The 25,731-nt window shown below is 68.3% G+C and carries 23 protein-coding genes and 1 riboswitch; of the genes, 11 read left to right on the top strand and 12 right to left on the bottom strand.

Annotated elements, in window-relative coordinates; genetic code table 11:
- Positions 1–22: 22 nt before the first annotated feature.
- Both AC07PF_RS06020 and otnI read right to left on the bottom strand, forming a co-directional pair.
- On the bottom strand, positions 23–1,993 hold the full coding sequence (locus tag AC07PF_RS06020) for a methyl-accepting chemotaxis protein (RefSeq protein ID WP_199234331.1): 1,971 nt from the start codon (positions 1,991–1,993) through the stop codon (positions 23–25).
- Between the two features lie 138 nt (positions 1,994–2,131).
- Entirely contained in the window at positions 2,132–2,950 is an 819-nt protein-coding gene (gene otnI, locus AC07PF_RS06015) for a 2-oxo-tetronate isomerase (RefSeq protein WP_007852945.1), read from the bottom strand.
- A 98-nt stretch (positions 2,951–3,048) separates the two neighbouring features.
- Here otnI and AC07PF_RS06010 point away from each other — a divergent pair, with 98 nt between their 5' ends.
- Positions 3,049–3,486 (top strand): MerR family transcriptional regulator, encoded by a 438-nt coding sequence (locus AC07PF_RS06010; protein WP_494603683.1) that lies wholly within the window; start codon positions 3,049–3,051, stop codon positions 3,484–3,486.
- 93 nt (positions 3,487–3,579) lie between these two features.
- The gene (locus AC07PF_RS06005; RefSeq protein ID WP_007852948.1) at positions 3,580–4,191 is read left to right on the top strand and encodes an NAD(P)H-dependent oxidoreductase; all 612 of its coding nucleotides are present in this window, start codon (positions 3,580–3,582) and stop codon (positions 4,189–4,191) included.
- A 4-nt stretch (positions 4,192–4,195) separates the two neighbouring features.
- On the opposite strand, the gene AC07PF_RS06000 is transcribed toward AC07PF_RS06005, so the two are convergent.
- The 4 genes from AC07PF_RS06000 to AC07PF_RS05985 all read right to left on the bottom strand — a co-directional run bounded on the left by AC07PF_RS06000 (position 4,196) and on the right by AC07PF_RS05985 (position 7,900).
- Entirely contained in the window at positions 4,196–5,323 is a 1,128-nt protein-coding gene (locus AC07PF_RS06000) for a glycerophosphodiester phosphodiesterase (RefSeq protein WP_494611184.1), read from the bottom strand.
- 73 nt (positions 5,324–5,396) lie between these two features.
- The gene (gene metW / locus AC07PF_RS05995; RefSeq protein WP_494611183.1) at positions 5,397–5,981 is read right to left on the bottom strand and encodes a methionine biosynthesis protein MetW; all 585 of its coding nucleotides are present in this window, start codon (positions 5,979–5,981) and stop codon (positions 5,397–5,399) included.
- Complete coding sequence (gene metX, locus AC07PF_RS05990; protein ID WP_035202956.1) at positions 5,978–7,108, bottom strand: homoserine O-succinyltransferase MetX; 1,131 nt, start codon at positions 7,106–7,108, stop codon at positions 5,978–5,980. Before metX ends, metW begins: the two co-directional genes overlap by 4 nt.
- A 225-nt stretch (positions 7,109–7,333) precedes the next feature.
- Positions 7,334–7,900 carry a TMEM165/GDT1 family protein gene (locus AC07PF_RS05985; protein ID WP_007852954.1) on the bottom strand — a complete coding sequence of 189 codons (567 nt, stop codon included), beginning with the start codon at positions 7,898–7,900 and terminating at the stop codon, positions 7,334–7,336.
- A 20-nt stretch (positions 7,901–7,920) separates the two neighbouring features.
- Positions 7,921–8,119: riboswitch (yybP-ykoY riboswitch) on the bottom strand.
- 251 nt (positions 8,120–8,370) lie between these two features.
- Between AC07PF_RS05985 and rbp (AC07PF_RS05980) the strand changes: the two genes are divergently transcribed.
- The gene (gene rbp / locus AC07PF_RS05980) at positions 8,371–8,763 is read left to right on the top strand and encodes an RNA-binding regulator (RefSeq protein ID WP_007852956.1); all 393 of its coding nucleotides are present in this window, start codon (positions 8,371–8,373) and stop codon (positions 8,761–8,763) included.
- 325 nt (positions 8,764–9,088) lie between these two features.
- Complete coding sequence (gene rbp / locus AC07PF_RS05975; RefSeq protein WP_494611182.1) at positions 9,089–9,670, top strand: RNA-binding regulator; 582 nt, start codon at positions 9,089–9,091, stop codon at positions 9,668–9,670.
- Between the two features lie 251 nt (positions 9,671–9,921).
- Here the strand turns inward: rbp (AC07PF_RS05975) and AC07PF_RS05970 are convergent, their stop codons facing one another.
- From AC07PF_RS05970 to AC07PF_RS05955, 4 genes are read right to left on the bottom strand one after another with little or no spacing between them, the layout of a single operon-like run.
- Positions 9,922–10,710, bottom strand: coding sequence for an SDR family oxidoreductase (locus AC07PF_RS05970; RefSeq protein ID WP_494611181.1), 789 nt, complete (start codon positions 10,708–10,710; stop codon positions 9,922–9,924).
- Between the two features lie 50 nt (positions 10,711–10,760).
- Positions 10,761–11,387 carry an LPS export ABC transporter periplasmic protein LptC gene (gene lptC / locus AC07PF_RS05965; RefSeq protein ID WP_494611180.1) on the bottom strand — a complete coding sequence of 209 codons (627 nt, stop codon included), beginning with the start codon at positions 11,385–11,387 and terminating at the stop codon, positions 10,761–10,763.
- A 58-nt stretch (positions 11,388–11,445) separates the two neighbouring features.
- A complete protein-coding gene (locus tag AC07PF_RS05960; RefSeq protein ID WP_007856743.1) occupies positions 11,446–12,009 on the bottom strand; it encodes a KdsC family phosphatase in 564 nt (187 codons plus the stop codon).
- Between the two features lie 3 nt (positions 12,010–12,012).
- On the bottom strand, positions 12,013–13,005 hold the full coding sequence (locus AC07PF_RS05955) for a KpsF/GutQ family sugar-phosphate isomerase (RefSeq protein ID WP_494611179.1): 993 nt from the start codon (positions 13,003–13,005) through the stop codon (positions 12,013–12,015).
- Between the two features lie 49 nt (positions 13,006–13,054).
- Between AC07PF_RS05955 and AC07PF_RS05950 the strand changes: the two genes are divergently transcribed.
- Positions 13,055–15,040, top strand: coding sequence for a monovalent cation:proton antiporter-2 (CPA2) family protein (locus AC07PF_RS05950; RefSeq protein WP_145694040.1), 1,986 nt, complete (start codon positions 13,055–13,057; stop codon positions 15,038–15,040).
- Positions 15,041–15,049: 9 nt separating this feature from the next.
- Here the strand turns inward: AC07PF_RS05950 and AC07PF_RS05945 are convergent, their stop codons facing one another.
- Positions 15,050–18,112: a bifunctional diguanylate cyclase/phosphodiesterase gene (locus tag AC07PF_RS05945; RefSeq protein WP_494611178.1), complete on the bottom strand. Its 3,063-nt coding sequence runs from the start codon at positions 18,110–18,112 to the stop codon at positions 15,050–15,052.
- A gap of 154 nt (positions 18,113–18,266) precedes the next feature.
- On the opposite strand from AC07PF_RS05945, the gene AC07PF_RS05940 reads away from it, so the two are divergent.
- Complete coding sequence (locus AC07PF_RS05940) at positions 18,267–18,821, top strand: adenine phosphoribosyltransferase (protein WP_428003051.1); 555 nt, start codon at positions 18,267–18,269, stop codon at positions 18,819–18,821.
- A 78-nt stretch (positions 18,822–18,899) separates the two neighbouring features.
- On the opposite strand, the gene AC07PF_RS05935 is transcribed toward AC07PF_RS05940, so the two are convergent.
- Positions 18,900–19,154 (bottom strand): DUF2061 domain-containing protein, encoded by a 255-nt coding sequence (locus AC07PF_RS05935; protein WP_494603705.1) that lies wholly within the window; start codon positions 19,152–19,154, stop codon positions 18,900–18,902.
- 251 nt (positions 19,155–19,405) lie between these two features.
- Between AC07PF_RS05935 and AC07PF_RS05930 the strand changes: the two genes are divergently transcribed.
- The 5 genes from AC07PF_RS05930 to AC07PF_RS05910 all read left to right on the top strand — a co-directional run bounded on the left by AC07PF_RS05930 (position 19,406) and on the right by AC07PF_RS05910 (position 25,729).
- Entirely contained in the window at positions 19,406–20,455 is a 1,050-nt protein-coding gene (locus AC07PF_RS05930) for an SPFH domain-containing protein (protein WP_108016409.1), read from the top strand.
- Between the two features lie 102 nt (positions 20,456–20,557).
- On the top strand, positions 20,558–22,051 hold the full coding sequence (locus AC07PF_RS05925; RefSeq protein WP_494611177.1) for a DUF4178 domain-containing protein: 1,494 nt from the start codon (positions 20,558–20,560) through the stop codon (positions 22,049–22,051).
- A 20-nt stretch (positions 22,052–22,071) separates the two neighbouring features.
- Entirely contained in the window at positions 22,072–22,293 is a 222-nt protein-coding gene (locus tag AC07PF_RS05920) for a DUF350 domain-containing protein (RefSeq protein WP_007851022.1), read from the top strand.
- A 162-nt stretch (positions 22,294–22,455) separates the two neighbouring features.
- The gene (locus tag AC07PF_RS05915; RefSeq protein ID WP_494611176.1) at positions 22,456–24,600 is read left to right on the top strand and encodes a TonB-dependent receptor; all 2,145 of its coding nucleotides are present in this window, start codon (positions 22,456–22,458) and stop codon (positions 24,598–24,600) included.
- A 58-nt stretch (positions 24,601–24,658) separates the two neighbouring features.
- Entirely contained in the window at positions 24,659–25,729 is a 1,071-nt protein-coding gene (locus tag AC07PF_RS05910) for a hypothetical protein (RefSeq protein ID WP_494611175.1), read from the top strand.
- Positions 25,730–25,731: the final 2 nt, after the last annotated feature.

The raw sequence follows: 25,731 nt of genomic DNA, 5'->3' as shown, positions 1-25,731 counted from the left end.
TCCCGTCAGAAAAAGTGCCGGATCAGAGCGCGGGCACCTCCGCTGCCGACAGGCCGAGGGCCGGCGTGCCCGAGAGCTTGAACACCTGCACGGCGCCGGCCAGGCGGGTGGCCTGCTCGCGCAGGCTGTGGGCGGCGGCGGCCGATTCCTCGACCAGGGCGGCGTTCTGCTGGGTCATCTGGTCGAGCTGGTTCACGGCGGTGTTGACCTGGCCGATGCCGTCCGACTGCTCGCCCGAGGCCGCCGTGATCTCGCCGATGATGTGGCCCACGCGCTGCACCGAGCCGACGATCTCGTCCATGGTCGTGCCCGCGTTGTGCACCAGGCGCGCGCCCGATTCGACGCGCTCCACCGAGGCGCTGATCAGCTGCTTGATCTCCTTGGCCGCGTCGGCGCTGCGCCCGGCCAGGCTGCGCACCTCGCTGGCGACCACGGCGAAGCCCCGGCCTTGCTCGCCGGCGCGGGCCGCTTCGACGGCGGCATTGAGCGCCAGGATGTTGGTCTGGAAGGCGATGGAGTCGATCACGCCGATGATGTCGGCGATCTTGCGCGAGCTCTGGTTGATCTCGCCCATGGTGGTCACCACCTCGCCCACCACCTGGCCGCCGCGCGCGGCGACTTCGGCGGCGCTGCTGGCCAGCTGGTTGGCCTGGCGTGCCGCGTCGGCCGACTGGCGCACGGTGGCGGTGAGCTGGTCCATGCTCTGGGCGGTCTGTGCCAGGCTGCTGGCCGTGGCTTCGGTGCGCGCCGACAGGTCCTGGTTGCCGCTGGCGATCTCGGCGCTGGCCGTGCCGATGTTGTCCACGGCCGTGCGCACCTGCTGCAGCATCTGCGTGTAGCGCTGGCGCATGCCCTCGACCTCCTGCACCAGCGCACCGATCTCGTCGCGCCGCGTGGTGCGAAACGCCTGGGTCAGGTCGCCCTGGGCCACCAGGGTGATGGCCTGGGTCAGGTCGCGCAGCGGCCGGCTCACGCCGCGGCGCAGCACCAGGAACAGGCCCACGGCCAGCAGCGCCACGGCCACCGCCATCAGGGCCCACACGGCCAGGGTCACGCGGCGCTGGCCGGCCATGGCCTCGCCGTAGGGCACCTCGGCCACCACCCACCAGCCGCCGGCGGTCTTGCGCACCAGGGCGAAGGGGTCTTCGGCGCCCTGGCCCAGCAGCGGCAGGGCCTCGCGCACATAGCCGTCCTGGGAGGCGGCAAGCGCCTCCAGGAACGCGCCGGCCTGGGGATAGGCCTCCAGCACGCGCTTGCCGCCGGCGCTCGGGTGGTAGACGAAATTCGCCTTGTCCAGCCCGGCGCCGGGGTTGACCACGTAGGTGCCGCCATGCTCGAAGAAGCGCGTCTGCGCGACCTGCTTTTGCAGCATGGCGTGGAACACGCTGATGTCGTTGCCGATGAACAGCACGGCGGTGACCTTGCCGGCACCGTCCTTGGTCGGCAGGTAGTGGCCCATGTAGGGCTTGCCGTTCACCACGGTGACGCCGGTGTAGGTCTCGCCCTTGCTCACGGCCGCATAGGCCGGGTCGGTGCGCGCCAGCGGCGTGCCCTGCTGGCGCTCGCCCTGGGCGTTCTTGACCGAGGTGGTGATGCGCATGAAATCCTCGCCCTTGCGCGCGAACACCGTGGCGATGCCCGCGGTCTCGTTGGCGAACTTGTCCACCGAGCCATAGTCTTCGTTGACCAGCGCGCCGTAGCTGCGCAGCTCGCCCGTGGCCTCGTCCAGGTGCATGGCCGCATCGAAGTAGCGCTGGAAGCCCTTCATCGTGAGCTGCACCAGCTCGCGGTTGGTGTTATCGGCCGCGTCGAGCGACTGGGCCACGCTCTGCGCCGTGTCGCCCACGCTGGCGATCAGCTGCGTGCGGGTGTTGCGCTCGGTCAGCACGGCGATGGCCAGGCCCACGAGCACCATGACCAGTGCCACCAGGGCAATGGCCATGAGCGTGACCTGGCGCGCGACGGAACGGTTGTTGGCAAGGGGGGCTGGCACGGGGCTTGTCTCCTGGAAGTGAATGCGCACTGCTGCCGGCTGTGCCGGTCTGCATTCACTCTAAGCCCGAGTGCTTGTTACATTTATTCACGCATTCCCTTACGCAGAGCTGCGTACCGCCCAAGCATGCGCCGCAGGTCAGTGACCCGACTGTGTGCGCTCCAGCCACCCGAGGCCCTCGGAGGTGCCGGCGGCCGGCCGGTACTCGCAGCCCACCCAGCCGGCATAGCCCAGGCTGTCGATCAAATCGAACAGGTAGGGGTAGTGGAGCTCCCCCCGGTCCGGCTCCTGGCGCTCGGGCACGCCGGCCACCTGCAGGTGCGACACGCGGCCCGTGGGCAGGTAGCGGCGCAGCTTGCTGGCCACGTCGCCCTCCACGATCTGGCAGTGGTACAGGTCCATCTGCACCTTGAGGTTGTCCATCTGCGCCGCGTCGAGCAGCTCATGCGCATGGTCCTGGCGGTTCAGGAAGTAGCGCGGCATGTCGCGCAGGTTGATCGGCTCGATCAGGATCTCGCGCCCGCTCCGCGCCGCCTCGGTCGCGGCCCAGCGCAGGTTGTCCACGCACAGGCCCTTGAGCGATTCGCGCTCCACCCCGGCCGGCACCATGCCCGACAGCACGTGGATGCGCGGGCAATCGAGGGCAGCGGCATATTCCAGCGCTTCCTGCACGCCGCGGCGGAACTCCGCCTCGCGCCCCGGCAGCGCGGCCGTGCCGCGCGCCTGCTGCTCCCAGGCCGTGGCCATGCTGGCGCGGTCGGTGCCGCTGGGCGGGGCGTTGAACAACACCATGGCCAAGCCGTTGTCGGCCAGCCGCGCCGCCAGCTCGGCCGGGGCGAAGGCATAGGGGAACTGGCATTCCACCGCGGCAAAGCCGTCGCGCGCGGCGGCGGCAAAGCGCTCCAGGAAGGGCAGCTCGGTGTACATCAGGCTCAGGTTGGCGGCGAACTGGGGCATGGTGGTGGGCAAAAGGTGGAAGGCCAGGACGTGCGTAGGCTACTATTTTGCGGTGGAGCCATCCCCTCCACCGCCCACCCCCCTTCAGGAACCGCCCCATGCGCATCGGAGAACTGGCCCAACGCACCGGCACCACGCCCAAGGCCATCCGCCTGTACGAGGCACGCGGGCTGCTGGGCACGGTGGCGCGCGACGGCAGCTACCGCCACTACGGCGAGGCGGACGTGGCGCGTGTGCAACTGATCCGCCAGGCCCAGGGCCTGGGGTTCAGCCTGGCGCAGCTCGACGGCCTGCCCGACCTGCACCAGAGCGCCGGCTGGGCGCGCATGGCCGGATTGCTGGCCGAGCGGCGCGCCATGGTGGCGCAAGAGCAGGCGCGCCTGGCCGCTCTCGATGGGCAACTGGCCGCACTGCAGGCCGAACTGCATGCCTGCGATGCGCTGGCCCTTCCCGCCGCGCCGCAGGCCTGCGCGGCGCCGCAGGGGCCGGTGGGCCCCTTGCGCCACCTCGTCCCCCTCGCCAGCGCCACCGCCTGACGGCTCTTTGTGCGGAAAGCCTGATCCCGCTGCTTGACTCTGCCCCGTGGGGCAAGGTGAGCATGGGGAACTCAACACTTTTCGGGAGTTCTCGTGGCGCAACGCATCCTGGTCATCCTTGGCCACCCTGCCCTCAACAGCCTGTGCGCAGGCATGGCGACCGCTTACGCCGAGGGCGCGCAGGCCGCTGGCGCCGAAGTGCGGCGCCTGGACCTTTCCACCCTGCACTTCGATCCCCTGCTGCATGCCGGCCACTATGGCGAACAGCCGCTGGAACCCGACCTGCTGGCCGCGCAGGCCGACATTGCCTGGGCCGAGCACCTGGTCTGGGTCTACCCCATCTGGTGGGGCGCCATGCCCGCGCTCTTGAAGGGCTTCATCGACCGGGTCCTGCTGCCCGGCTATGCCTTCAAGTACCGCCAGGGTTCGTCGCTGTGGGACAAGCTGCTGGCCGGTCGCTCGGCCGAGCTGCTGGTGACCATGGATTCGCCACCCTGGTACTTCCGCTGGGTCACGCGCATGCCGGGCCACCACCAGATGAAGAAAGCCATCCTGGAGTTCTGCGGCATCCGGCCCGTGAAAGTGCACAGCTTCGGGCCGGTGCGCACGGCCGACGCGAAGCGCCTGGGCGCATGGGTGGCACAGGCCCGCGCCCTGGGCGCGCGGCATGGCGGCCGCACCCCGGCCACGGTGGCGGCGTCCTGACGGCTTATTTCGCGGTGAACGCCTGCACGGCGGCGCGGCCCACGGCCGAGTCGTCGGTGAAGAAACCGTCCACGCCTGCGCGCAGGTAGGCGGTGATCTCGGCGATGGTGTCGCCGCGGGCCGTGGCGTCGCTGGCCGGGGCCTTGCGCAGGCTGGTGGGCAGGAAGCTGTTCTCGGGCCGCAGCGTCCAGATGTGCACCGACAGGCCGGCCGCACGGGCGTTGGCCACGAGCGCAGTGGGCTCGCCGAGGACCCCGTCCTTCACCGGGACCACCAGGGTCTTGAAGGGGCCGACGGCGTTGGCATAGCTGGCCACCTGCCTGAGGCCCTCGGCCGTGACCAGGTCGGCATAGCTGCGCGTGTTGGCCGCGCCCTGGGCCACGAAGTCGTAGGGCCGGCCCGAGGGCGCGACCAGCTGCACCAGGCGCACGGTGCTCAGCTTGCGGATGGCCTGCAGGTTGGCCACCTCGAAGGACTGCACGAACACCGGTGCCTGCTTGTGGTTCCAGCCGTTCTTCTCCAGCACCGCGAGTAGCGGCGCCTCCAGCGGCAGGCCGATGGACTGGAAGTAGGTCGGGTGCTTGGTCTCGGGGTAGATGCCGATGGTGCGGCCGGTCTTGGCGCTCTGGGCCTTGGCCAGGTCGATCACTTCCTGCAGCGTGGGGATCTCGAACTGGCCGTTGTAGGCCACGTTGGCCGGGCGCTGCGCCGGGATGCGCTCGCGCGCGCGCAAGGTCTTGAGCTCGGCCAGCGTGAAGTCTTCGGTGAACCAGCCGGTGATGGCCTGGCCATCGATGCTGCGCGTGGCCTTGCGCGCCGCGAACTCGGGGCGGTCGACCACGTCGGTGGTGGCTTCCTTCACCGAGCCGTCGGCGTTGAGGATGGCGATGGCGTTCTCGTGCCGGGCCACCAGCACCCCGTCCTTGGTGATCACCAGGTCGGGCTCGATGATGTCGGCGCCATCGTCGATGGCCTTCTGGTAGGCCGCCAGCGTGTGCTCGGGGCGCAGCGCCGAGGCGCCGCGGTGGGCGATCACCGTGGGGGTGGGCGGCCAGGCCTGCTGGGCGGCAGCGCCCAGGGCCAGGGTGGCCAGGGCGATGGCGAGGGCGGATTTCAGGGGCACGAGGCGCATGGGGGTCTCCGGGGCGGTGGTGTTTGCCAACCTGCCACCATAACCCGCCTGCGTGACAGGTGCATGGCGCCCGTCAGGCGTGCTCGAAGTGGAAGACGGCGGTGCCGGCCATCACGTTGGGGAGCACGCGCACCTCGCGCCCGTCCTGCAGCCCGAAGGATTCGAGCACGCGCAGCTCGTTCTTGTGCGCCAGCACCTCGAAATCCTTGTAGGTGCCCACGCGGATGTTGGGCGTGTCGTACCACTGGTAGGGCAGGCGCTGCGTGACGGGCATGCGCCCGCGCAGGATGGACAGGCGGTTGGGCCAGTGCGCGAAGTTGGGGAAGGCGACGATGCCGGTGCGGCCCACGCGCGCCGTCTCGCGCAGCATCACCTCGGCATTGCGCAGGTGCTGCAGCGTGTCGATCTGCAGCACGACGTCGAAGCTGTTGTCGCCGAACATGGCCAGGCCTTCGTCCAGGTTGAGCTGGATCACGTCCACCCCGCGGCGCACGCAGGCCAGCACGTTGGCGTCGGCGATCTCGACGCCGTAGCCGCTGCAGCTGCGTTCGCGCTGCAGGTAGGACAGCATGGCGCCGTCGCCACAGCCCAGGTCGAGCACGCGCGAGCCGGTGGGGACCAGGCGCGCCAGCGCCTCCATGGTGGCTTTCTCGGTCATGCGTGGACCTCCTTGGCGATGCTGTCGAAATACGAGCGCATGGTGTCCATGTAGCGGGGGTCGTCGAGCAGGAAGGCGTCGTGCCCGTGCGGCGCGTCGATCTCGGCATAGCTCACGCGGCGGCGGTTGTCGAGCAGGGCCTTGACGATTTCGCGGCTGCGCTGGGGCGAGAAGCGCCAGTCGGTGGTGAAGCTGATGAGCAGGAACTTCGCCGTGGCGCGGGCCAGCGCCTGCGTGAGGCTGCCGCCGTACTGCAGCGCCGGGTCGAAGTAGTCGAGCGCGCGCGTGATCAGCAGGTAGGTGTTGGCGTCGAAGTACTCGCTGAACTTGTCGCCCTGGTAGCGCAGATAGCTCTCGATCTGGAACTCGATGTCCTGTGTACTGTATTTGGGCGTGAGGCCCTCGCGCAGCTGGCGCCCGAACTTCTCGTTCATCACGTCGTCGCTCAGGTAGGTGATGTGGCCGATCATGCGCGCGATGCGCAGGCCGCGCTGCGGGATCACGCCGTGGCGGTAGAAGTGGCCGCCGTGGAAGTCCGGGTCGGTCACGATGGCGCGGCGCGCCACCTCGTTGAAGGCGATGTTCTCGGCCGTGAGGTTGGGGGCGCTGGCCACCACCACGGCATGGCGCATGCGATCCGGGTACTGCAGCGTCCAGCCCAGGGCCTGCATGCCACCCAGGCTGCCACCGAGCACGGCGGCCAGCTGGGTGATGCCCAGGCGGTCGAGCAGGCGGGCCTGGGCATTGACCCAGTCTTCCACCGTCACCACCGGGAAGTCGGCGCCATAGACCTCGCCCGTGTCCGGGTGGGTGTGCATGGGCCCGGTCGAGCCGAAGCACGAGCCCAGGTTGTTCACCCCGATCACGAAGAAGCGGTTGGTGTCCACCGGCTTGCCCGGGCCGATCATGTTGTCCCACCAGCCCTCGCTGCGCGGCTGGCCTTCATAGACGCCGGCCACATGGTGCGAGGCGTTGAGCGCGTGGCAGACGAGCACGGCATTGGAGCGCTCGGCGTTGAGCGTGCCGTAGGTCTCGTAGGCCAGCACGTAGTCGCGGATGGAGGCGCCGCTCTGCAGCGGCAGCGCCTCCTCGAAATGCATGGACTGGGGTGTGGCAATGAACGACATAAACAAAAAACCCGGCATCGCTAAAAACGAGGCCGGGGTTTGGGTGTCGGTCGGGTCTTTAGCAGAATTTATAAAGCGCCCGCAAGCTATGGCAAATCGGCGCAGGTACGACTATACCAAAGGCGGGCGCCGGCCGCACGCCGGTGACCAACGGGCCTGCGCGCCGCACGCAGGCCGTGGGTGGCGTCCCCCTATGGGGGAAGGCGCGAAGCGACTCAGGGGGAGTCAGCTCACCGGTGCGAACAGTGCGATGGCGCCGAGCACCAGGAAGATGCCGGCCGACACCATGTGCACCGCCTTGATGGGCACGCGCCGCGTGATGCGCTCGCCCAGCCACACCACGGGGGCGTTGGCCAGCATCATGCCGAGCGTGGTGCCCGTCACCACCCAGAGGTAGGCGTTGTACTGTGCCGCCAGCATCACGGTGGCGATCTGGGTCTTGTCGCCCATCTCGGCCAGGAAGAAGGTGATCAGCGTGGTGCCGAAGACCCCCCAGCGCGGGGCTCCCCCGGTTTCCTCTTCGTCGAGCTTGTCCGGGATCAGCATCCAGATGGCCATGGCGATGAAGGAGGCGCCCAGGATCCAGCGCAGCATCTGCGGGCCCAGCATGGTGGTGACCCAGGCGCCGAGTGCGCCGGCCAGGCCGTGGTTGGCCAGCGTGGCGACCAGGATCCCGAGGACGATGGGCCAGGGTTTGCGGAAACGGGCGGCGAGTACCAGCGCCAGCAGTTGGGTCTTGTCGCCCATCTCGGCAAGGGCGACGAGGGCGGTCGAAACGAAGAAGGCTTCCATGGGGTGGGGTCAATCCGGCCGGATTGTTGTGCGAACGCATTGACTGCACCCCGACTCCGGCCATTGGATCGGCATGCAGTCAATGGTCTTGCCCAGCTCATTCAAGAAAGAATGAAAAACCGCATGCGCCATGGGTTGCAAGGAACCCAAGTGTGTTGACGCATGCCCCCGGCGCATGGAACGACCGGACGGGCTACTCCCCAAAGACGCCGCAATTGTATACGAATATTGGAAAGTCTAGGGAGAAACCCGATGCCGCGGGCGGTTGACAAAAGGCAGTTCGGGTTTGCCCTTGCTGAAATAAAACCCCACAAGCCGCATAAAGTGATTGATAATGGGTTCGCCTTACTGCCCAGCAGCAAGGCAGATGGTTAGCGGTGATTGGTCAGTTTCGCGTCTTTGAAGTCGTCACAGGTTTGTTGATTGCGTCGGGCTCCATCGCGTTTTCATGTTTTTTCAGGAGTCCTTTCATGGGCAACAAACTTTACGTGGGCAACCTGCCCTACAGCTTCCGCGACGAAGACCTGCAGCAAACCTTCAGCCAGTACGGCTCGGTTGGCAGCGCCAAGGTCATGATGGAGCGTGACACCGGCCGTTCCAAGGGTTTCGGCTTTGTCGAAATGGGCAGCGATGCCGAAGCACAAGCCGCCATCCAAGGCGTGCATGGCCAGAATTTCGGCGGCCGTGACCTCGTGGTCAACGAAGCCCGTCCCATGGAGCCCCGCGCTCCCCGTAGCGGTGGCTTCGGTGGCGGCGGTGGTGGTGGCGGCGGCTACGGTGGTGGCGGCGGCGGCGGTTACGGCGGTGGCCGTTCCGGCGGCGGCGGCGGTGGTGGTTACGGCGGTGGCCGTGGCAGCTACTAAGCAGCGCACACCCGTCCCGGCAGGCCTGGCCTGCTGACGACAAAAACAAGGAGCCTTCGGGCTCCTTTTTTTATGCCCGCCGGGGCCTGCGAGAGCCCATTTCTTCCCTCGCTGTGGCATTTGTCACCATGCCACCACACCGTACCCCGCCAGACCATGAGGCTTGCTTTTTTGGGAAATTTGTGGCGCATAATGGCTTGGCGGGTTTTGCCCGTCTCAAGTTTGCGGTGATCCGTCAGTTTCGCGCTGAGAGCGTCATTGAGATTAGCTGGCTGCGGTATCGGGACTCCATCGCTTTATCCATGTGTTTTTGAGGAGTCCCTCGATGGGCAACAAACTGTACGTTGGCAATTTGCCGTACTCGGTACGCGATAGCGATCTGGAGCAGGCCTTTGGCCAATTTGGCGCAGTGACCAGTGCCAAAGTGATGATGGAGCGCGACACCGGCCGCTCCAAGGGTTTCGGGTTTGTTGAAATGGGCAGCGACCCAGAAGCCCAGGCTGCCATCAACGGCATGAACGGCCAGCCCCTCGGCGGCCGCAGCATCGTGGTGAACGAAGCACGTCCCATGGAACCCCGTCCTCCCCGCAGCGGTGGCTTTGGCGGCGGTGGTGGGGGTGGTGGCGGCTATGGCGGCGGCGGTGGCCGCAGCGGTGGCGGCGGCTACGGTGGTGGTGGCGGCCGTGAAGGCGGTGGCGGCGGCTACGGCGGCGGTGGCCGTGAAGGTGGCGGTGGTGGCTACGGCGGCGGTCGCGGTGATGGCGGCGGCGGTGGTGGCTACGGTGGCGGCGGCCGCAGCGAAGGCGGTTTCCGCAGCCCCTACGGCTCCGGCTCGCGCAACGGCGGCGGCGGTGGCCGCAGCGGTGGCGGCGGCGGCTACGGTGGTGGCGGCAACAGCGGCTACTGAGCAACCCGGCTGCGCCTCGCGCGCACCCAAGACAAGCCCCTTCGGGGGCTTTTTTCATGCCCGTGATGTTTTGCGCGGCTTTGCCGCGATCTTCGATGGCGCGAAGCGCCGCATCGGGCGGTCGGAATCCGCACGATCCAAGCCAGCGACCGCCGCGCAAGGGCCGCCCCGCCGCGCTGGCGGTGTCCCCCTTCCCGAATGGCGCAGCCATTCGAGAGAAGGGGGAAGGCGCGAAGCGACTCAGGGGGTTGTCACTCGTTCTCTCGGCGCTTGCGCGGACGCCCAGCAAGGACCTTGTCGAACACCCAGTTGGGCAGCAGGCGCATGAGCTTGGCCACCACGCCCATCTGCCAGGGGATCACGCGGTAGGTGACGCCTGCGGTGATGGCGCGGAAGGCGCGCTCGGCAAAATCCTCGGCCTTCATGAGGAAGGGCATGCCGTAGCGGTTGCCCTGGGTCAGTGGCGTGTCGATGTAGCCGGGCGAGATGGTCACCACGCGCACGCCGTGGGGCCGCATTTCGCCGCGCAGGCTTTCGCAATAGCTGATGACCGCCGCCTTGCTGCCGCAGTAGGCACCGTGCCCGGGCAACCCGCGGATGCCGGCCACGCTGCCGATGCCCACGAAGGTGCCGCTTTGGCGCTGCACCATGGCACCGACGAAGGGGTGGAAGGTGGCGGCCATGCCGATGTTGTTGGTGGCGAAGGTGCGGGCCATGACGTCGATGTCGGCCCGCACCGCCGTGTCCATGCCGACGCTGATGCCGGCGTTGGCGATCACCACGTCGGGCGTGCCCTGGCGCGCGAGGCAGTCGTGCCCGGCGGCGACGATGCTGTCCACCACCGAGACGTCGGCGCCGTAGATCTCGTAGTCCGCGGGGTCGATGCCTTGTGCGATCGCCCAGGCCTTGACCTCCTCGGTGCGGCGCGCCACCAGCGCCAGGCGGTAGCCGGCCTGGTGAAAGCGCAGGGCCAGGGCCTGGCCGATGCCGCTGGAGGCGCCGGTGATGAAGGCCAGTGAGGGTCGCTGCTGCAGGGTCATGGGGGCCTTGGTGGTGGGGTGGAATGCGCCGGCCGGCGCCGGTTGCTCTTTTACTTGGAGGCGCCGGGGACGAGCACGCCCTTGACGCGTCCACGCAGCTGCAGCACCTGGTCGAGGTGGTCGTAGTCCATGCCGTCGGCCGTGAAGCGGTCATTGCCCCGCGTCAGCACCACCGGCTTGTCCGAGCGCACACGCTCGGTCTGGGTGTAGGCATGCAGGAACTCGCTGCGGAACTCCATGCGCGGCTGGGCGGCCACGCCGGGGCGGGCGGGCAGCGGCTCGCGCGTGACGATGGCATTGCCGAAGAGCTGCACTTCGCTGCCGTCGGCATTGCTCAGGGCCCGGTTGGCGGTGGCCAGGGTCAGGCGCCCATCGAGTGCCACCGAGCGCATGCGCGCATGGTCGATCTCCAGCGTGTCCGTGTCCGGGAAGTGGCGCGCCAGGTCGCCCTGCACCTCGCTCTGCAGGCGGCCCTTGGCATCGAAGCTCTTGACCGAAAACGCCTTCATCGAATAGTCGGGCTGGTTGCTGCGGGCCTTTTCGGCAGCGGGGGCCAGGGGCATGGGCGCATTGCGCACCAGCCACCAGGTGCCCAGGGCCAGCAGCCCCATGATCATCACCGGCAGGTACAGGGTGATGCGCTCCCAGCTCTGGCGCAGCATCTGGCGCCGGCTCATGGGCGGCCTCCGGCGCGCAGCTCGGTGGCTGCAATGGGAAAGAAAAGCGGGGCGGTGGTCATGCGGTGTAGTCTGCCAGCAGGCGCGCATAGTGGCCGGTGGCCACCAGCAGCAGGTCGCACAGTTCACGCGCAGCGCCATCGCCGCCGCGGGCGGCGGTCACGTAGTGGGCGTTCTGGCGCACCTCGATCTGGGCGTTGGCCGGGGCGCAGGCCAGCGCGCTGCGGCGCATCACCGGCAGGTCGGGCCAGTCGTCGCCCATGGCGGCGGCCTGCGCCCAGGACAGGCCCAGCCCGGCCAGGATGGCCTCGGCCGCGGGGCGCTTGTCCTCGGTGCCGAAGACCGCATGCTCCACGCCCAGGGCCTTGAGGCGCACGCGCAGCGGCGCCGAGTCGCGCCCGGTGATCACGGCCGGCGTGATGCCGGCCTTCTGCAGCAGCTTGAGGCCGTGGCCGTCCAGGGTGTTGAAGCGCTTGATGGTTTCGCCGGCGTCGGTGAACAGCAGGCTGCCATCGGTGAGCACGCCGTCCACGTCGAAGAACGCCACGCGCACGCCCTGGGCGCGCAGCAGCAGCTCGGGTGCGAAGTTCAGGGCCGGTTGCACGGAAAGGGGGGTCGCCATGGCTCAGATCACCTTGGCGCGCATCAGGTCGCCGATGTGCACCACGCCGACCAGCGCGCCGGTGGCGTCCACCACCAGCACGCTGGTGATGCCGTGGGCTTCCATCAGCTCTGCCGCGTCCACGGCCAGCGCGTCCGGCGCAATGCGCCGGGGTGAGGGGTGCATCACCTCGGCCGCCGTCGCCGTGCGCAGGTCGGCACCGGCCTCGATGCGCCGGCGCAGGTCGCCGTCGGTGAAGATGCCCAGGATCTGGCCGGCTGCGTCCACCACGGCCGAGGCGCCCAGGCCCTTGGCGCTCATCTCGCGCATGAGCTCGCTGAAAGAAGCCTCGGGCGCCACGCGCGGTACATCGCTGCCCGAGCGCATGACGTCGCTCACATGCGTGAGCAGCTTGCGGCCCAGTGCACCACCGGGGTGCGAGCGCGCGAAATCCTCGGGCCGGAAACCGCGCGCGTCGAGCAGGGCCACCGCCAGCGCGTCGCCCATGGCCAGCTGCGCCGTGGTGCTGGCCGTGGGGGCCAGGTTCAGCGGGCAGGCCTCGCGCTCCACGCTGCAGTCGAGCACCAGGTCGGCATGGCGCGCCAGCGTGGAATCGAGGCCGCCGGTCAGGGCCAGGAGCGGAACGCCCAGGCGCTTGAGCACCGGCAGGATGGCCGTGAGCTCGCCGCTTTCGCCGCTGTTGGAGATGGCCAGCACCATGTCGTGCTCGGTCACCATGCCCAGGTCGCCATGGCTCGCTTCACCAGGGTGCACGAAAAAGGCCGGGGTGCCGGTGGAGGCCAGGGTGGCGGCGATCTTGCGGCCCACATGGCCGCTTTTGCCCATGCCCATCACGACCACGCGGCCGCGGATGGACAGCGCCATCTGCACGGCGTTGGCAAAGCGTGCATCCACGCGGGCGGCCAGCCCGTTCAGGGCGGCGGCTTCGATGTCGAAGGTTTCACGGGCCAGGCGCAGGGCCTGCTCGGCATCGAAAGGGGGAAGTACGGCGGTCATGCGCGAGATTCTATCGACCGGCCTGCCCGGGCTCGGATAGCATCAGCCTATGTCCTCACTCGCCCTCACCCTGCTCTACCTGCTGGCTGCAGTGCTGGGCGTGGTGGTCTGCCGCAGCCTGAAATTGCCGCCCATGCTGGGGTACCTGGCTGCGGGCGTGCTGATCGGTCCCCACGCGCTGGCCCTGGCGCAGAACTCCGAGGGGGTGCGCCACCTGGGCGAATTCGGCGTGGTGTTCCTGATGTTCGCCATCGGGCTGGAGTTCAGCCTGCCCAAGCTGCGGGCCATGCGCCGCCAGGTGTTCGGCCTGGGGCTGATGCAGGTGGTCGTGACCATGACCCTGGCCACCGGTGGCTCGCTGATCCTGGCCCAGTTGCTGGGCGGGGTCTGGGAGATGGGCTGGCAGACCGCCCTGGCCCTGTCCGGGGTGATGGCCATGAGCAGCACGGCCATCGTGGTCAAGCTCATGGCCGAGCGCGCCGAGCTCGAAAGCGAGCACGGGCGCAACGTCATGGGCATCCTGCTGTTCCAGGACCTGGCCGTGGTGCCGCTGCTGGTGCTGATCCCGGCCCTGGGCTCCTCGCCCGACAAGCTGCTGGTGGCGCTGGCCTGGGCCCTGCTCAAGGCCACGGTGCTGGTGGGCCTGCTGCTCACCGGCGGCCAGCGCGTGATGCGCTGGTGGCTGACCCTGGTGGCGCGCCGCAAGAGCGAAGAGCTGTTCATGCTCAACCTGCTGCTCATCACCCTGGGCCTGTCCTGGCTGACCGAGGTGGCCGGCCTGAGCCTGGCGCTGGGGGCCTTCATCGCCGGCGTGCTGGTCTCCGAGACCGAGTACAGCCACCAGGTGGGCACCGACATCCGTCCCTTCCACGACGTGCTGCTCGGGCTGTTCTTCATCACCATCGGCATGATGCTGGACTGGCACATCCTGGTCGACCGCTGGGGCCTGGTGCTGGCGCTGCTGGTGGTGCCGATCACGCTCAAGCTGGTGGTCATCCTGGTGCTGGCGCGCGGCATGGGGGCCACCACGGGGATCTCGCTGCGCACCGGGCTGTACCTGGCGCAGGCCGGCGAGTTCGGCTTCGTGCTGCTGTCGCTGGCCCAGACCAACAACCTGGTGCAGCCCGCGCTCATGAACCCCATCCTCGCGGCCATGGTGCTGTCCATGCTGGCCACGCCCTTTCTCATCATGTATGCCAACCGCATCGTGATGAAGCTGGTGGCCAGTGACTGGCTGCAGCAGTCGCTGCAGATGACGACCATCGCGCGCAAGTCCATCAATTCGAGCAAGCACGTGATCATCTGCGGCTACGGCCGCTCGGGCCAGAACCTGGCGCGCATGCTGGAGCACGAAGGCATCCCCTACATGGCGCTCGACCTGGACCCGGACCGCGTGCGCCAGGCCGCCGCCGCCGGCGACTCCGTCGTCTACGGCGATGCCACGCGCCTGCAGGCGCTCATGGCGGCCGGGCTGGTGCGCGCCAGCGCCGTGGCCGTGACCTACGTCGACGTGCCTGCCGCACTCAAGGTGCTGGCCAACACCCGCTCCCATGCGCCGCAGGTGCCGGTGGTGGTGCGCACCCAGGACGACCTGCACCTGGACAAGCTGCGGGATGCCGGCGCGACCGAGGTCGTGCCCGAGGCCATAGAAGGCTCGCTGATGCTCGCCAGCCATGCCCTGGCCCTGGTCGGTGTGCCCATGCGCCGCGTGCTGCGCCTGGTGCAGGACCAGCGCGATGCGCGCTACAACCTGCTGCGCGGCTACTTCCACGGGGCCGACGACGACACCGTCAACGAGCGCGACCAGGAGCGCCTGGCCACCGTCACCCTGCCGTTGGGCGCCAAGACCCTGGGCCAGGCGCTGGGCGAGCTGGCCCTGCCCGCCATGGGCGTGCGCGTGGTCAACCTGCGCCGTGCCAACGGCCATGTGAGTGCTGCGGTGGACGATGCGGCGCTGGCCGAGGGCGACACGCTGGTGCTGTCGGGCCACCCCGCGGCGCTGAGCCTGGCCGAAGCCAAGTTGCTCAAAGGCTGACGGGCCGGATCAGCCGGGCTGCAGCGCCTCTGCGGGGCCGGGCCGCCCGAAGAGATAGCCCTGGAACTGCTGGCAGCCGTTGCGCAGCAGGAAGTCGTGCTGGCCCTCGGTCTCCACCCCTTCTGCCACCACGTCCAGGCCCAGGCTGTGCGCCAGCGCGACGATGGTGCAGGCAATGGCGGCGTCGTTGGGGTCGGTGAGCACGTCGCGCACGAAGCTCTGGTCGATCTTGAGCTGGTCCAGTGGCAGGCGCTTGAGGTAGGCCAGCGAGGAGTAGCCGGTGCCGAAGTCATCGAGCGAGAAGCCCACGCCCAGGTTGCGCAGCACCTGCATCTTCACGATGCTCTCCTCCACGTCTGTGAGCAGCAGGCTTTCAGTCAGCTCCAGCTTGAGCCGTCCGGGGTCGGCACCCGTGGTGTAGAGCGCCTGCAGCACCTGGGGCACGAATTCGGTATGGCGGAACTCCTGCGCGCTCACGTTCACAGCCACGGTCCATGCCTGGGTGGCGCTCTCGCGGTTCCAGCGTGCCAGCTGCTCGCAGGCCAGGTGCAGCACGCGCTGGCCCAGCGGCAGGATCAGGCCGGTCTGCTCGGCCAGCGGGATGAACTGCCCCGGCGGCACCATGCCGCGCTGCGGGTGCTGCCAGCGCACCAGGGCCTCGGCGCCCATGACCTGGCCTGCGGCGTTGACCACGGGCTGGTAGTGCAGCAAGAACTCGTTGCGCTGTATGCCCTGGCGGATGTCGCCCTCCAGCGCCGAGCGCGCGGTGGCTGCCGCCTGCATGGCGGGGTCGAAGAAGCACAGCGTATTGCGCCCCTGGGCCTTGGCCTGGTACATCGCCAGGTCGGCCCGCTTGAGCAGTTCGTTGACGGGCTGCTCCCGGTCGTGGAACAGCGCGATGCCGATGCTGGGCGTGCTGTGCAGTTCGCTGCCATCCATGTCGTAAGGCTCGTTGAGGGCTTGCAGCACCTTCTGCGCCACGGCCTCCGATTCGACGGCGGCCCCGGTCTCCTCACTGCTCAGGCCCTGCAGCACCACCACGAACTCGTCGCCCCCCAGGCGCGCCACGGTGTCGGTGGCGCGCACGCTGGCACGCAGGCGGGTGCCCACCTGCACCAGCAGGCGGTCGCCCCACTCATGGCCCATGGTGTCGTTGATGCCCTTGAAGTTGTCCAGGTCCAGGAACAGCAGGGCGCCATGCTGGCCGTCGCGCTCGCAGGCCGTCGCCACGCGCTCCAGCCGGTCCAGCAGCAGGCGCCGGTTGGGCAGCTTGGTCAGTTCGTCGTAGAAGGCCAGGCGCTGGATCTCGGCCTCGGCGCGCTTGCGCTCCGTGATGTCTCGGGCCAGCCCGCGGTAGCCCGTGAACTCGCCCTCGGCATTGAAGATCGGCTCGCCGCTGATGGACACCCAGATCGGTTCGCCCTGCGCCGACATGCGCTGGATCTCGAAATTGCGGAACACCTGGCGCTGCGCGAGCTGCTCGCGGTGCGCGCGCCACTGGCCCTCGTCGGCGAAGGTGTTGGGCAGCTCCCAGCGCGTGAGCCCGAAGAGCTGGTCGTCGGGCAGGTCCATCTTGTTCTGCGGGCTGCCCTCGATGCGCACGAAGCGGAACTCGGCATCCTGCTCCCAGTACCAGTCGGAGGACAGCTGCGTGAGGCTGCGCCAGCGGGCCTCGCTCTCGCGCAGGGCCTCCAGCGCACCCAGGTAGTCGGTCACGTCGGTGAAGGTGCGCACGCGGCCGCCGTCTTCCAGCGGGCGTGTGCGCACCTCGATGAAGCGGCCGGTGACCGTGCGCCGGATGTAGCTGTCCGGCATGGTCAGCTTGCCGCCATGCGCGGCGTACTCGGCGCCCACATAGTCCCGCGCCTTGGATTCGATCAGCTGAAAACTGGTACCGAAGTCCCCGCGCTCGGTCTGGAAGCGCACCACCTCCTCCACCCGCGGCTCGCCCGCGAGCAGTTCATCCGGCAGGTTCAAGAGCTCCAGGTAACGCTGGTTGTAGACGCGGATGCGGCCCTCGCCATCGACCTTGGTGATGCCTTGCGACACGCTGGCCAGCGTGCTCTGCAGCGCCCGGGTTTTTTCGGCCAGCAGCTCGCTGGTGCGCGCCAGCTCTTCCTCCACCTGACGGCGCGCCAGTTCGGCGCGGCGCGCCAGCTCCAGTTGGCCCACGGTGCTCAGCAGCGGCTGCAGGAACTGCACGTCGGCCGTGGTGTAGCCCTCGGGCCGGTTGGCCAGGCCCACCACGGCGACGAGCTCACCCGAGGCCAGGATGGGCAGGCCCAGGTAGGAGACCACGGGCGCATGCCCGGGCGGCATGCCGGCGCTGCGGGGGTCGCCTGCCGCGTTGTGGACGATCACCGGCTTTTCGGTCTGCATCGCCTGGCCGGGCAGGGAGTCGAGGTCGTCGAAGACCCGGCCCTCCTCCGCGTCCCGGGTGTGGCGCGCACGCGTGGCCTCGTCCCATTCCAGGTCGGTCACGGAGTGCATGCGCAGGAAGGGCCGGCCCTCGGCCGTGCGCTGCACCTGGCCGACCAGCCCGAACCGGCTGCCGGTCAGCTCCATGAGCTCGTGCAGCAGCGCGTCGAACGCCGCGCGCGGTGCCGAGCTGGCAATGAACACGGCCTGCGCGCGCGAGATCGCCTGCAGCAGGCGGTGCTGGCGCGCCAGCATGGCCTCGGCGGCGCGCCGGGCGCGCACGCTGCTGCTGCGCTCGAGCACAGCCTCGATCTGCGCGGGCAGGGCCAGCAGGTAGTTGCAGCCGGGATCGCGGATGGTGAAGTCGGCAAAGCCATGGCGCATGGCGTGCGCCGCCTGCGCGTCGGCCCCAGCGTCGACGATGATCAAGGCCGGGATGCGCCCCATGCGCTCGAGCACGTCGTAGGCCGAGCCGTCCTCGAAATGCTGGCAGACCAGCAGGATGTCAGGGGTGTGGTCCTGCAGCCATGCCTGGGCCTGTGCCAGCGAGGGTGCCACCTCGACCCGCCAGCCCAGCCAGGGGTCCACCAAGGCCTCGACCAAGGCCCGTGCGTGCTCCCGGTCGTCTTCGATCAACAGGACGGAGATGGGCATGGCCGATCTGGTTTTTCCAGGCAAGGAATGGCAGCCTGCATACCGCAGGGGTAACGATGACCCATTATGGGTCAGCATTCGGGGCTTGCGGCCCGCCAACCCCGGGGGGCTGGTGTTTACACTCGCACCCTTTGTGCCATCCACCCCACACCCCATGCAGCCCCTCAGCGTCAACCAGTACCTGCGCCAGCACATCCGCACCGTGCCCGACTGGCCGGCACCCGGCGTGCAGTTCCGCGACATCACGCCGCTGCTGCAGGACCCCAAGGTCTTTCGCGTGCTGATCGATGCCTTCGTGCACCGCTACATGGACAAGGCCCTGCGCCCCGACGTGGTGGCCGGGCTCGATGCGCGCGGCTTCATCCTGGGCGCCGTGGTGGCCTATGAACTCAACGTGGGCTTCGTGCCGATCCGCAAGAAGGGCAAGCTGCCCTTCACCACGGTGGAGGAGACCTACGAGCTCGAATACGGCAGCGCCACGGTGGAGCTGCACACCGATGCCGTGAAACCCGGCGACCGCGTGCTGCTGATCGACGACCTCATCGCCACCGGCGGCACCATGATGGCCGGCCGGCGCCTGCTCGAGAAGCTCGGCGCCACGGTGACCGAGGGCGCGGCCATCGTCGACCTGCCCGAACTTGGTGGCTCGCAGCGGCTCAAGGAATCGGGCCTGCCGCTGTTCACCCTGGTCGACTTCGCCGGGCATTGAGCCCGGCGCTTCAGTGCGCCAGGGCGTAGGCGGCCAGTACCTGTTGCGCCCACCGGGCAAAGTGCCTGCGCATGCTTGTCAGGCGCCTGCAGGGATGGCGCCGTCAGCACTGGCCTCGCGGCGGCGTGCGGCACGGTCCCAGGCCTTCTCGTGGAAGAAGAAGGCCACGGCCTGCACCGTGGGTTCGAGCAGGCTCAGTGTGATCGATGCCCAGAGGTTGCCCGTGACGGCATAGGCCACCATGGCGGCCACGCTGATGTGGATCAGGTAGTAGCTGCCGGTCTTCATGAGCATGGTCTTGTTCTGCTGGGCGATCTGGCGGAGGCGGGCCATGGTGGATTCCTTTCTTTCTGCGGCAGGCGCCCTGGGGCACCGGTCATGGAATGGTAGGGTTTCTCAATAGCCATGACCAATTGAGTTCGGCTAGCTCCAGCATTGAAACTATTGATGACCGGGCTTTGCCTACTGCCCAGCCACCCCGTTAATTCCGTCACGCAGTGGGGAAAAAATTTGCCCTTGGCGGCGCCAACCCCGTTGCTATGATGGACATCTTTTCAACTGCGGCAACGCACTAGGGAGCAGACATGGCCCTCATGGACTTCATCAAGAAACAGTTCATCGACGTCCTCCAGTGGACCGAGGACGGCGACGGCACGCTTGCCTGGCGCTTCCCCATGAGCGGCATGGAAATCCAGAATGGCGGCACGCTGGTGGTGCGCGAGTCGCAGACGGCGGTGTTCGTCAATGAAGGCAAGGTGGCCGACGTCTTCGGCCCCGGCACCTACAAGCTCACCACGCAGACGCTGCCGGTGCTGACCTACCTGAAGAACTGGGACAAGCTCTTCGAGTCGCCCTTCAAGAGCGATGTCTACTTCTTCAGCACGCGCCAGCAGATCGACCAGAAGTGGGGCACGCCCCAGCCCATCACCATCCGCGACAAGGACTTCGGTGCGGTGCGCCTGCGCGCCTTCGGCAACTACGCCTTCCGCATTGCCGACCCCAAGCTGTTCCACACCGAGATTTCGGGCACGCGCGATGTCTATCCTGTGGGCGACCTCGAAGGCCAGCTGCGCGGCCTGGTGCTGCAGAACATCAGCAACGCGATTGCCGGCAGCGGCCTGCCCTTCCTGGACCTGGCGGCCAACCAGGTCATGTTCGCCGATGCGCTGACCAAGGAACTCGCGCCGATCTTCGCCAAGCTCGGCCTCCTGATCGAGAACCTCACGGTGCAGAACGTCTCGCTGCCCGAAGAGCTGCAGAAGATCCTCGACCAGAAGATCGGCATGGGCATGGTCGGCAACGACATGGCCAAGTTCATGCAGTACCAGACGGCCCAGGCCATCCCCAAGTTCGCCGAGAACAGCGGTGGCGGCAGCGGCATCGCGGGCGATGCCATGGGCCTGGGGGCCGGCGTGGCGCTGGGCCAGGTGATGGCGCAGAACCTGCAGCAGGGCCTGCAGGGTGGCGGCAATGCGGCACCGGCTGCCGCGGCGGCGGCTGCCGTGTCCTCCGGCGTCAAGCCCGAGGACGTGATGGCCACGCTCGAGAAGCTCGGCGAACTCAAGTCCAAGGGCATCCTCACGCAGGAGGAGTTCGACGCCAAGAAGTCCGAGCTGCTCAAGAAGCTGATCTGAGGCTGGCGCAACCTACCTTCGCTACCGGCGCCTCGGGTGCGGGCGGCAGCGGGCTGACGGGCCCCTGCTCTGCCGCACCCGGCCGCCCTTGGCAACGCCCGAATGGCCACTGACCCTACACAGCGTTCCTACCGTGCGCCCTGTCCGGGCTGCGGCGCGCCGGTTGAATTCCGCAGCGCGCAGTCCACCCACGCCGTCTGCGGCTACTGCCAGAGCACCGTGGTGCGCAGCGGCGACGTGCTGCAGCGCGTGGGCAAGATGGCCGAGCTGTTCGACGACCACAGCCCGCTGCAGCTCATGGCCAGCGGGCGCATCGAGCTCGATGGCAAGGACATCCCTTTCACGCTGATCGGCCGGCTGCAGTACAGGACCGAGGCGGGTGTGTGGACCGAGTGGTCGGCCTTCCTGCAGGACGGGACCCTGGCCAGCCTGGGCGAGGACAACGGCGCCTACGTCTTCACGCGGCCCATGGAGGCCGGGCGCCAGCTGCCCGAGGCCAGCCGCTTTCGCATCGGCGCGACGACGGCCATTTCCGGCAAGTCGTATTCCGTCGCCTTCAGCGGCAGCGCCACGCTGATCTCGGCCCAGGGCGAGCTGCCCAAGCTGCCGCCCATCGGCCAGCCCTTCGACATGGTCGAGCTGCGCAGCGCCGATGGCGAGGTGCTCAGCATCGACTACGGCCACACGCCGCCGCATCTGGAGCGCGGCCGCGCCGTGCTGCTCGAGGACCTCAAGCTCACCGGCCTGAAGGACGAATCGGCCAAGGACGAGAAAGGCCGCCAGTTCAACTGCCCGCACTGCGGTGCACCGGTGCAGGTGCAGTTGTCCAGCACCAAGAGCGTCACCTGCGGATCGTGCGCGAGCATCATCTCGCTGGACAGTGGCGTGGGTGGCGAGCTGCGCTCGGCCGAGCAGGACGAGCCGGTGCGCCCCATCATCCCGCTGGGCAGCAAGGGCCAGTTGCAGGGCGTGCACTGGCAGGTGGTGGGCTTCCAGCACCGCATGGGCGTGGAGCCCGGCGACGACGAGCACTTCGGCTGGAGCGAGTACCTGCTCTACAACCAGAAGCGCGGCTTCGCCTTCCTGGTCGATGCCGAGGACGGCTGGAGCATGGTGCGCCCGACCACCGGCGCGCCGCAGATGGCCGCCAGCGGCCGCAGCGCCACCTACCTGGGCACGACCTACCAGCTCAAATACAGCTACGAGGCCGAGACCACCTATGTGCTGGGCGAGTTCTACTGGCAGGTCACGCGCGGCCAGAAGACCTCGAACCGCGACTTCGCGAGCGCCAAGGGCCTGCTGTCGATGGAGCAGACACCCAATGAGGTGACCTGGTCCTCGGGCGACAAGCTGGCCAGCGACACCGTCGCCAAGGCCTTCAAGCTCGAAGACAAGAAAGACGTGCTGCAGCGCGACGACCCGGGGCCCTTCGTGGCCAAATCGGGCCTGGGCTGCGGCACCATCATCATCATTGCGATCGTCATCATCATCCTGCTGATCCTGCTGAGCAACTGTTCCGGGTCGTCCGGCAGCGGTTACCGCAGTTCGGGCGGCTCGTTCGGCGGCTATTCCAGCGGCGGCGGCGGGCACAAGTAATTTATCAAGGAGCTTCCACCATGATGGGAATCGAATGGCTCAAGCCCGCGGCGTTCCTCGGGTCCATCCTGTACGCGCTGATCGGCGTCGTCATCTTCTGGCTGTGCTTTGTCATCGTCGACAAGATCACCCCCTACGACCTGTGGGGCGAGATCGTCGAGAAGCAGAACGTGGCGCTGGGCGTCGTGGTGGCCGCCATGTGCCTGGGCATCAGCATCATCGTCGCTGCGGCCATCCATTGAGGGTGGCGGTGGTGCTGGAGACCGGCCCTGCCCAGGGCATGCAGGCGCTTGTCCTTGGGAATGTAAAGGGATGAATAAGAATAATTATCGTTTGTATTAAAATGTGTACTTTCTGTTAACGGGTGCGGCCGGAGGGGCCGTGTTCGACCCACTGGAGTACACATGGCGAACAAGAACCATGCGGGCAGCACCAAGGCTGCCCGTTTTCATTTGACGGCCACCGCCGCGGCCAGCCTGCTGGCCGTGCTGGGCACCTCCCAGGCCTGGGCCCAGGCCGATGCTGCCCTGCCCGCCGTGCAGGTGACCGGCTCGCAGTACGACGCCGACGACGTGCGCCCCGAGGGCGTCACCACGGCCACCAAGACCTACATGGCGCCGCGCGACATCCCGCAGACCATCGATACGCTCGAAGTCAACAAGTACAAGAGCTACGGCATCAACGACCTGGCCGTCATGCTCGACGGCGTGCCCGGCGTGAACACCAAGTACGACATGCGCGGCGAGGGCGTGATGATCCGCGGCTTCAACGCCGACTCGGGCGACATCTACCGCGACGGCGTGCGCGAGTCGGGCCAGGTGCGCCGCAGCACGGCCAACGTGGAGCGCATCGAGATCCTCAAGGGCCCGGCCTCGGTGCTCTACGGCCGCAGCAGCGGCGGCGGCATCGTGAACCTGGTGAGCAAGCAGGCGCGCTTCGATGCCAAGAGCAGCGTCACCCTGCGCGGCGGCTCGTGGGACAACTACGGTGGCACGCTCGACATCAACAAGGTCATCAACAACCACGTGGCCGTGCGCCTGACGGCCGACCGTGAGCAGGCCGACAGCTTTCGCAGCGGCATCCGCAACAAGAACGAGATGGTCTCGCCCAGCATCCTGGTGGACACCCGCACCGGCCTGCGCTGGACGGGTCAGTACACCTACGACAACATCTGGCGCGTGCCCGACCGCGGCCCGGTCTACGACCAGCTGCCGCCCGGTGTCTCCATTCGCAAGGGCTTTGCCCACCCCGGCGACCATGTGGAAGACCGCCTGCGCGTGCTGCGCTCGGACCTGTCCTACGACTTCAACAAGGCCTGGAGCGTGCGCTGGGTGGCCAGCAAGCGCGAGGCCAGCCAAGACTTCGATCACTACTTCGCCGGCACCTACTGCAACACGGCGGGCCAGACCTCCGCGGGCGCTGCCTGCACCTGGCGCGGCCAGGTGCGGCCGAACTACGCCTGGCAGCAGACGGCCAACGAGACCCTGTCCAACACCGTCGACCTGATGGGCAAGTTCAGCACCGGCGGCATCCAGCACGAGGTGCTGGTCGGTGTGGAAGTGAGCGAGGAAAAGCGCCATCCGCGCATCGGCCAACCGGCCTCCACCTTCAGCTACGACCCGCTGCAGCCCATCGCCTGGGGCGCCAAGCCGGCCCAGGGCAACCCGACCCAGCACAACCTGCACAAGGCCGAGGGCCAGGCCCTGTACGTGCAGGACCTCATCAGCCTCACGCCCGAGTGGAAGCTGCTGGCCGGCCTGCGCTATGACCGCTTCGACTTCAACAGCACCAACCTGCTGACCAATGTGGGCCGTGGCTACGACGGTGACTCGGTGAGCCCGCGCCTGGGCGTGGTCTGGCAGCCGGTGCGCGAGCACAGCCTGTACGCCTCGTGGAACAAGAGCTACTCGCCCTACGGCGGGCGCGGCATGATCAGCGTGGATGTCTCGCCCACCGCCGTCTACGACGACGAGCCCCAGCACTCGCGCCAGGTCGAGGTGGGCGTCAAGAGCGACTGGCTGAACGGCGCGCTCTCGACCCAGCTGTCGGTGTACCAGCTCGAACACGCCAACATCCGCTACCGCCCCGACGCGGTCAACGACCCCTTCACCTGGGCCGTGCGCGGCAAGGAGCGCTCGCGCGGCATCGAGTTCAGCGCGGCGGGCCGCGTGGCTTCGTCGTGGTACGTGCGCGGCGGCGTGGGCGTGACCAGCGCCAAGGTCACGGAGGACAAGCTGCAGCCCGCATTGGTCGGCAAGTACCTGGTGGACACCGCCCTGCGCAACGGCAACTTCTTCGTGCGCTATGCGCCGCAAGGCCCGTGGTACGCGGAAATCGGTGCCACGCACACCAGCGCGCGCTGGCTCAATACCGCCAACACCTCGCGCGTGCCCGGCTATACCCGCTGGGATGCGCTGGTGGGCTGGCGCCAGGGCGTGTGGACGGCCACGGCCGCCATCTCCAACCTGCTGGACAAGGAATACTGGCGTGCCGACGCCATGCCGGGTGCTCCGCGCAGCCTGCTGGTCAGCGTGAACTACCAGTTCTGATTCGCGCCATTTCTCTGGCATGGACGAGGGGCACTGCCCCGTTGTGCAGACTGGCTGCGTGACGGCCCATCCACCCCGCTCCAAGCCCGGGCGCCTCGGTGGGTGGGGTTGGGCGCTGGGCGCCATCGTTGTCGTTGCGCTGGTCACCAGCACGCTCTGGATCGAGAGGCTCGCTGGCGCACCGAAAGCCGGCACTGCATCCAGGGACGGCCCTGCGGCCAGTGCTGCGGCGCCCCAGGCCACGGATTTCCCGTGGGACCCCCAACTGGGCGCTGCCAGCGCGCCCGCAGCGGCTTCGGGAGCGCCGGCCGCGCAGCGGCCCCCCAGCCGCTTCAGCACGATGTCGGCCGCCTTCATGCCCCCCGCACGCCCCGTGTGGGAGATGCTGCGCAGCTACCCCGGCCCCTCGGTAGCGGGCATCGACGCCGACGTGGAGATGCTGGTCGCACTGAGCTATTGCGAGTACAGCGGCGACCTGCCAAGACAGCTGTGGGAGGGCCGCTCCCAGGGCACCGCATCGGCGGCCCGCCTCAAGGAGCTCGATGCTCGGCATGCCCAGGCCACGGCGCTGTGCGCGCGGCTGTCGGACACAGACTATGCCTTGCGCACCGGGATCCTGCGCCTGCACGCGCGCGCCGGCAATGTGGACGCACAGCTGCACTTCCAGTACGTGGGGCCCACCGGCCGCCATGGGCCCGAAGGGTTTGCGGGGGTACCCCAGAGCGACGAGCAATTGGCCGCCTGGTACCGGGAGGTGCTGGGCTATGCGCAGCAGGCCCTGATCGGGGAGCCCTTTCTGGCCGTGAGCACCCTGGCATGGCTCTATGACGCGGGCCCCAGCGTGCCGGCTGCCCCTGCCATCCATGACCCCGTGGAAGGCCATGCCTACCGCATCCTGCTGGCCCGGATGGCGCGCAGCCCGCAACATCTGGCCGACTTCATGCAGCGCGAAGAGGCCCGCCTGCCGCCCGGGCAGGTGGCCCAGGGCCGGGCACGCGCCGAGGCCATTGCGCAAGGCCTGGCGGCACAGCTCACAGCCCAGGGCAAGGACCTCCCCAGGGGCCTGCTGGGCCCTGCGGCGGCAGAACCTCGCCAGCAGCCGGTGCCCTCGCCATTCGCAGCACAATAGCG

This window comes from Acidovorax sp. GW821-FHT10A04 (assembly GCF_059415825.1).
This window is presented reverse-complemented; position numbering and strand designations above follow the sequence as displayed.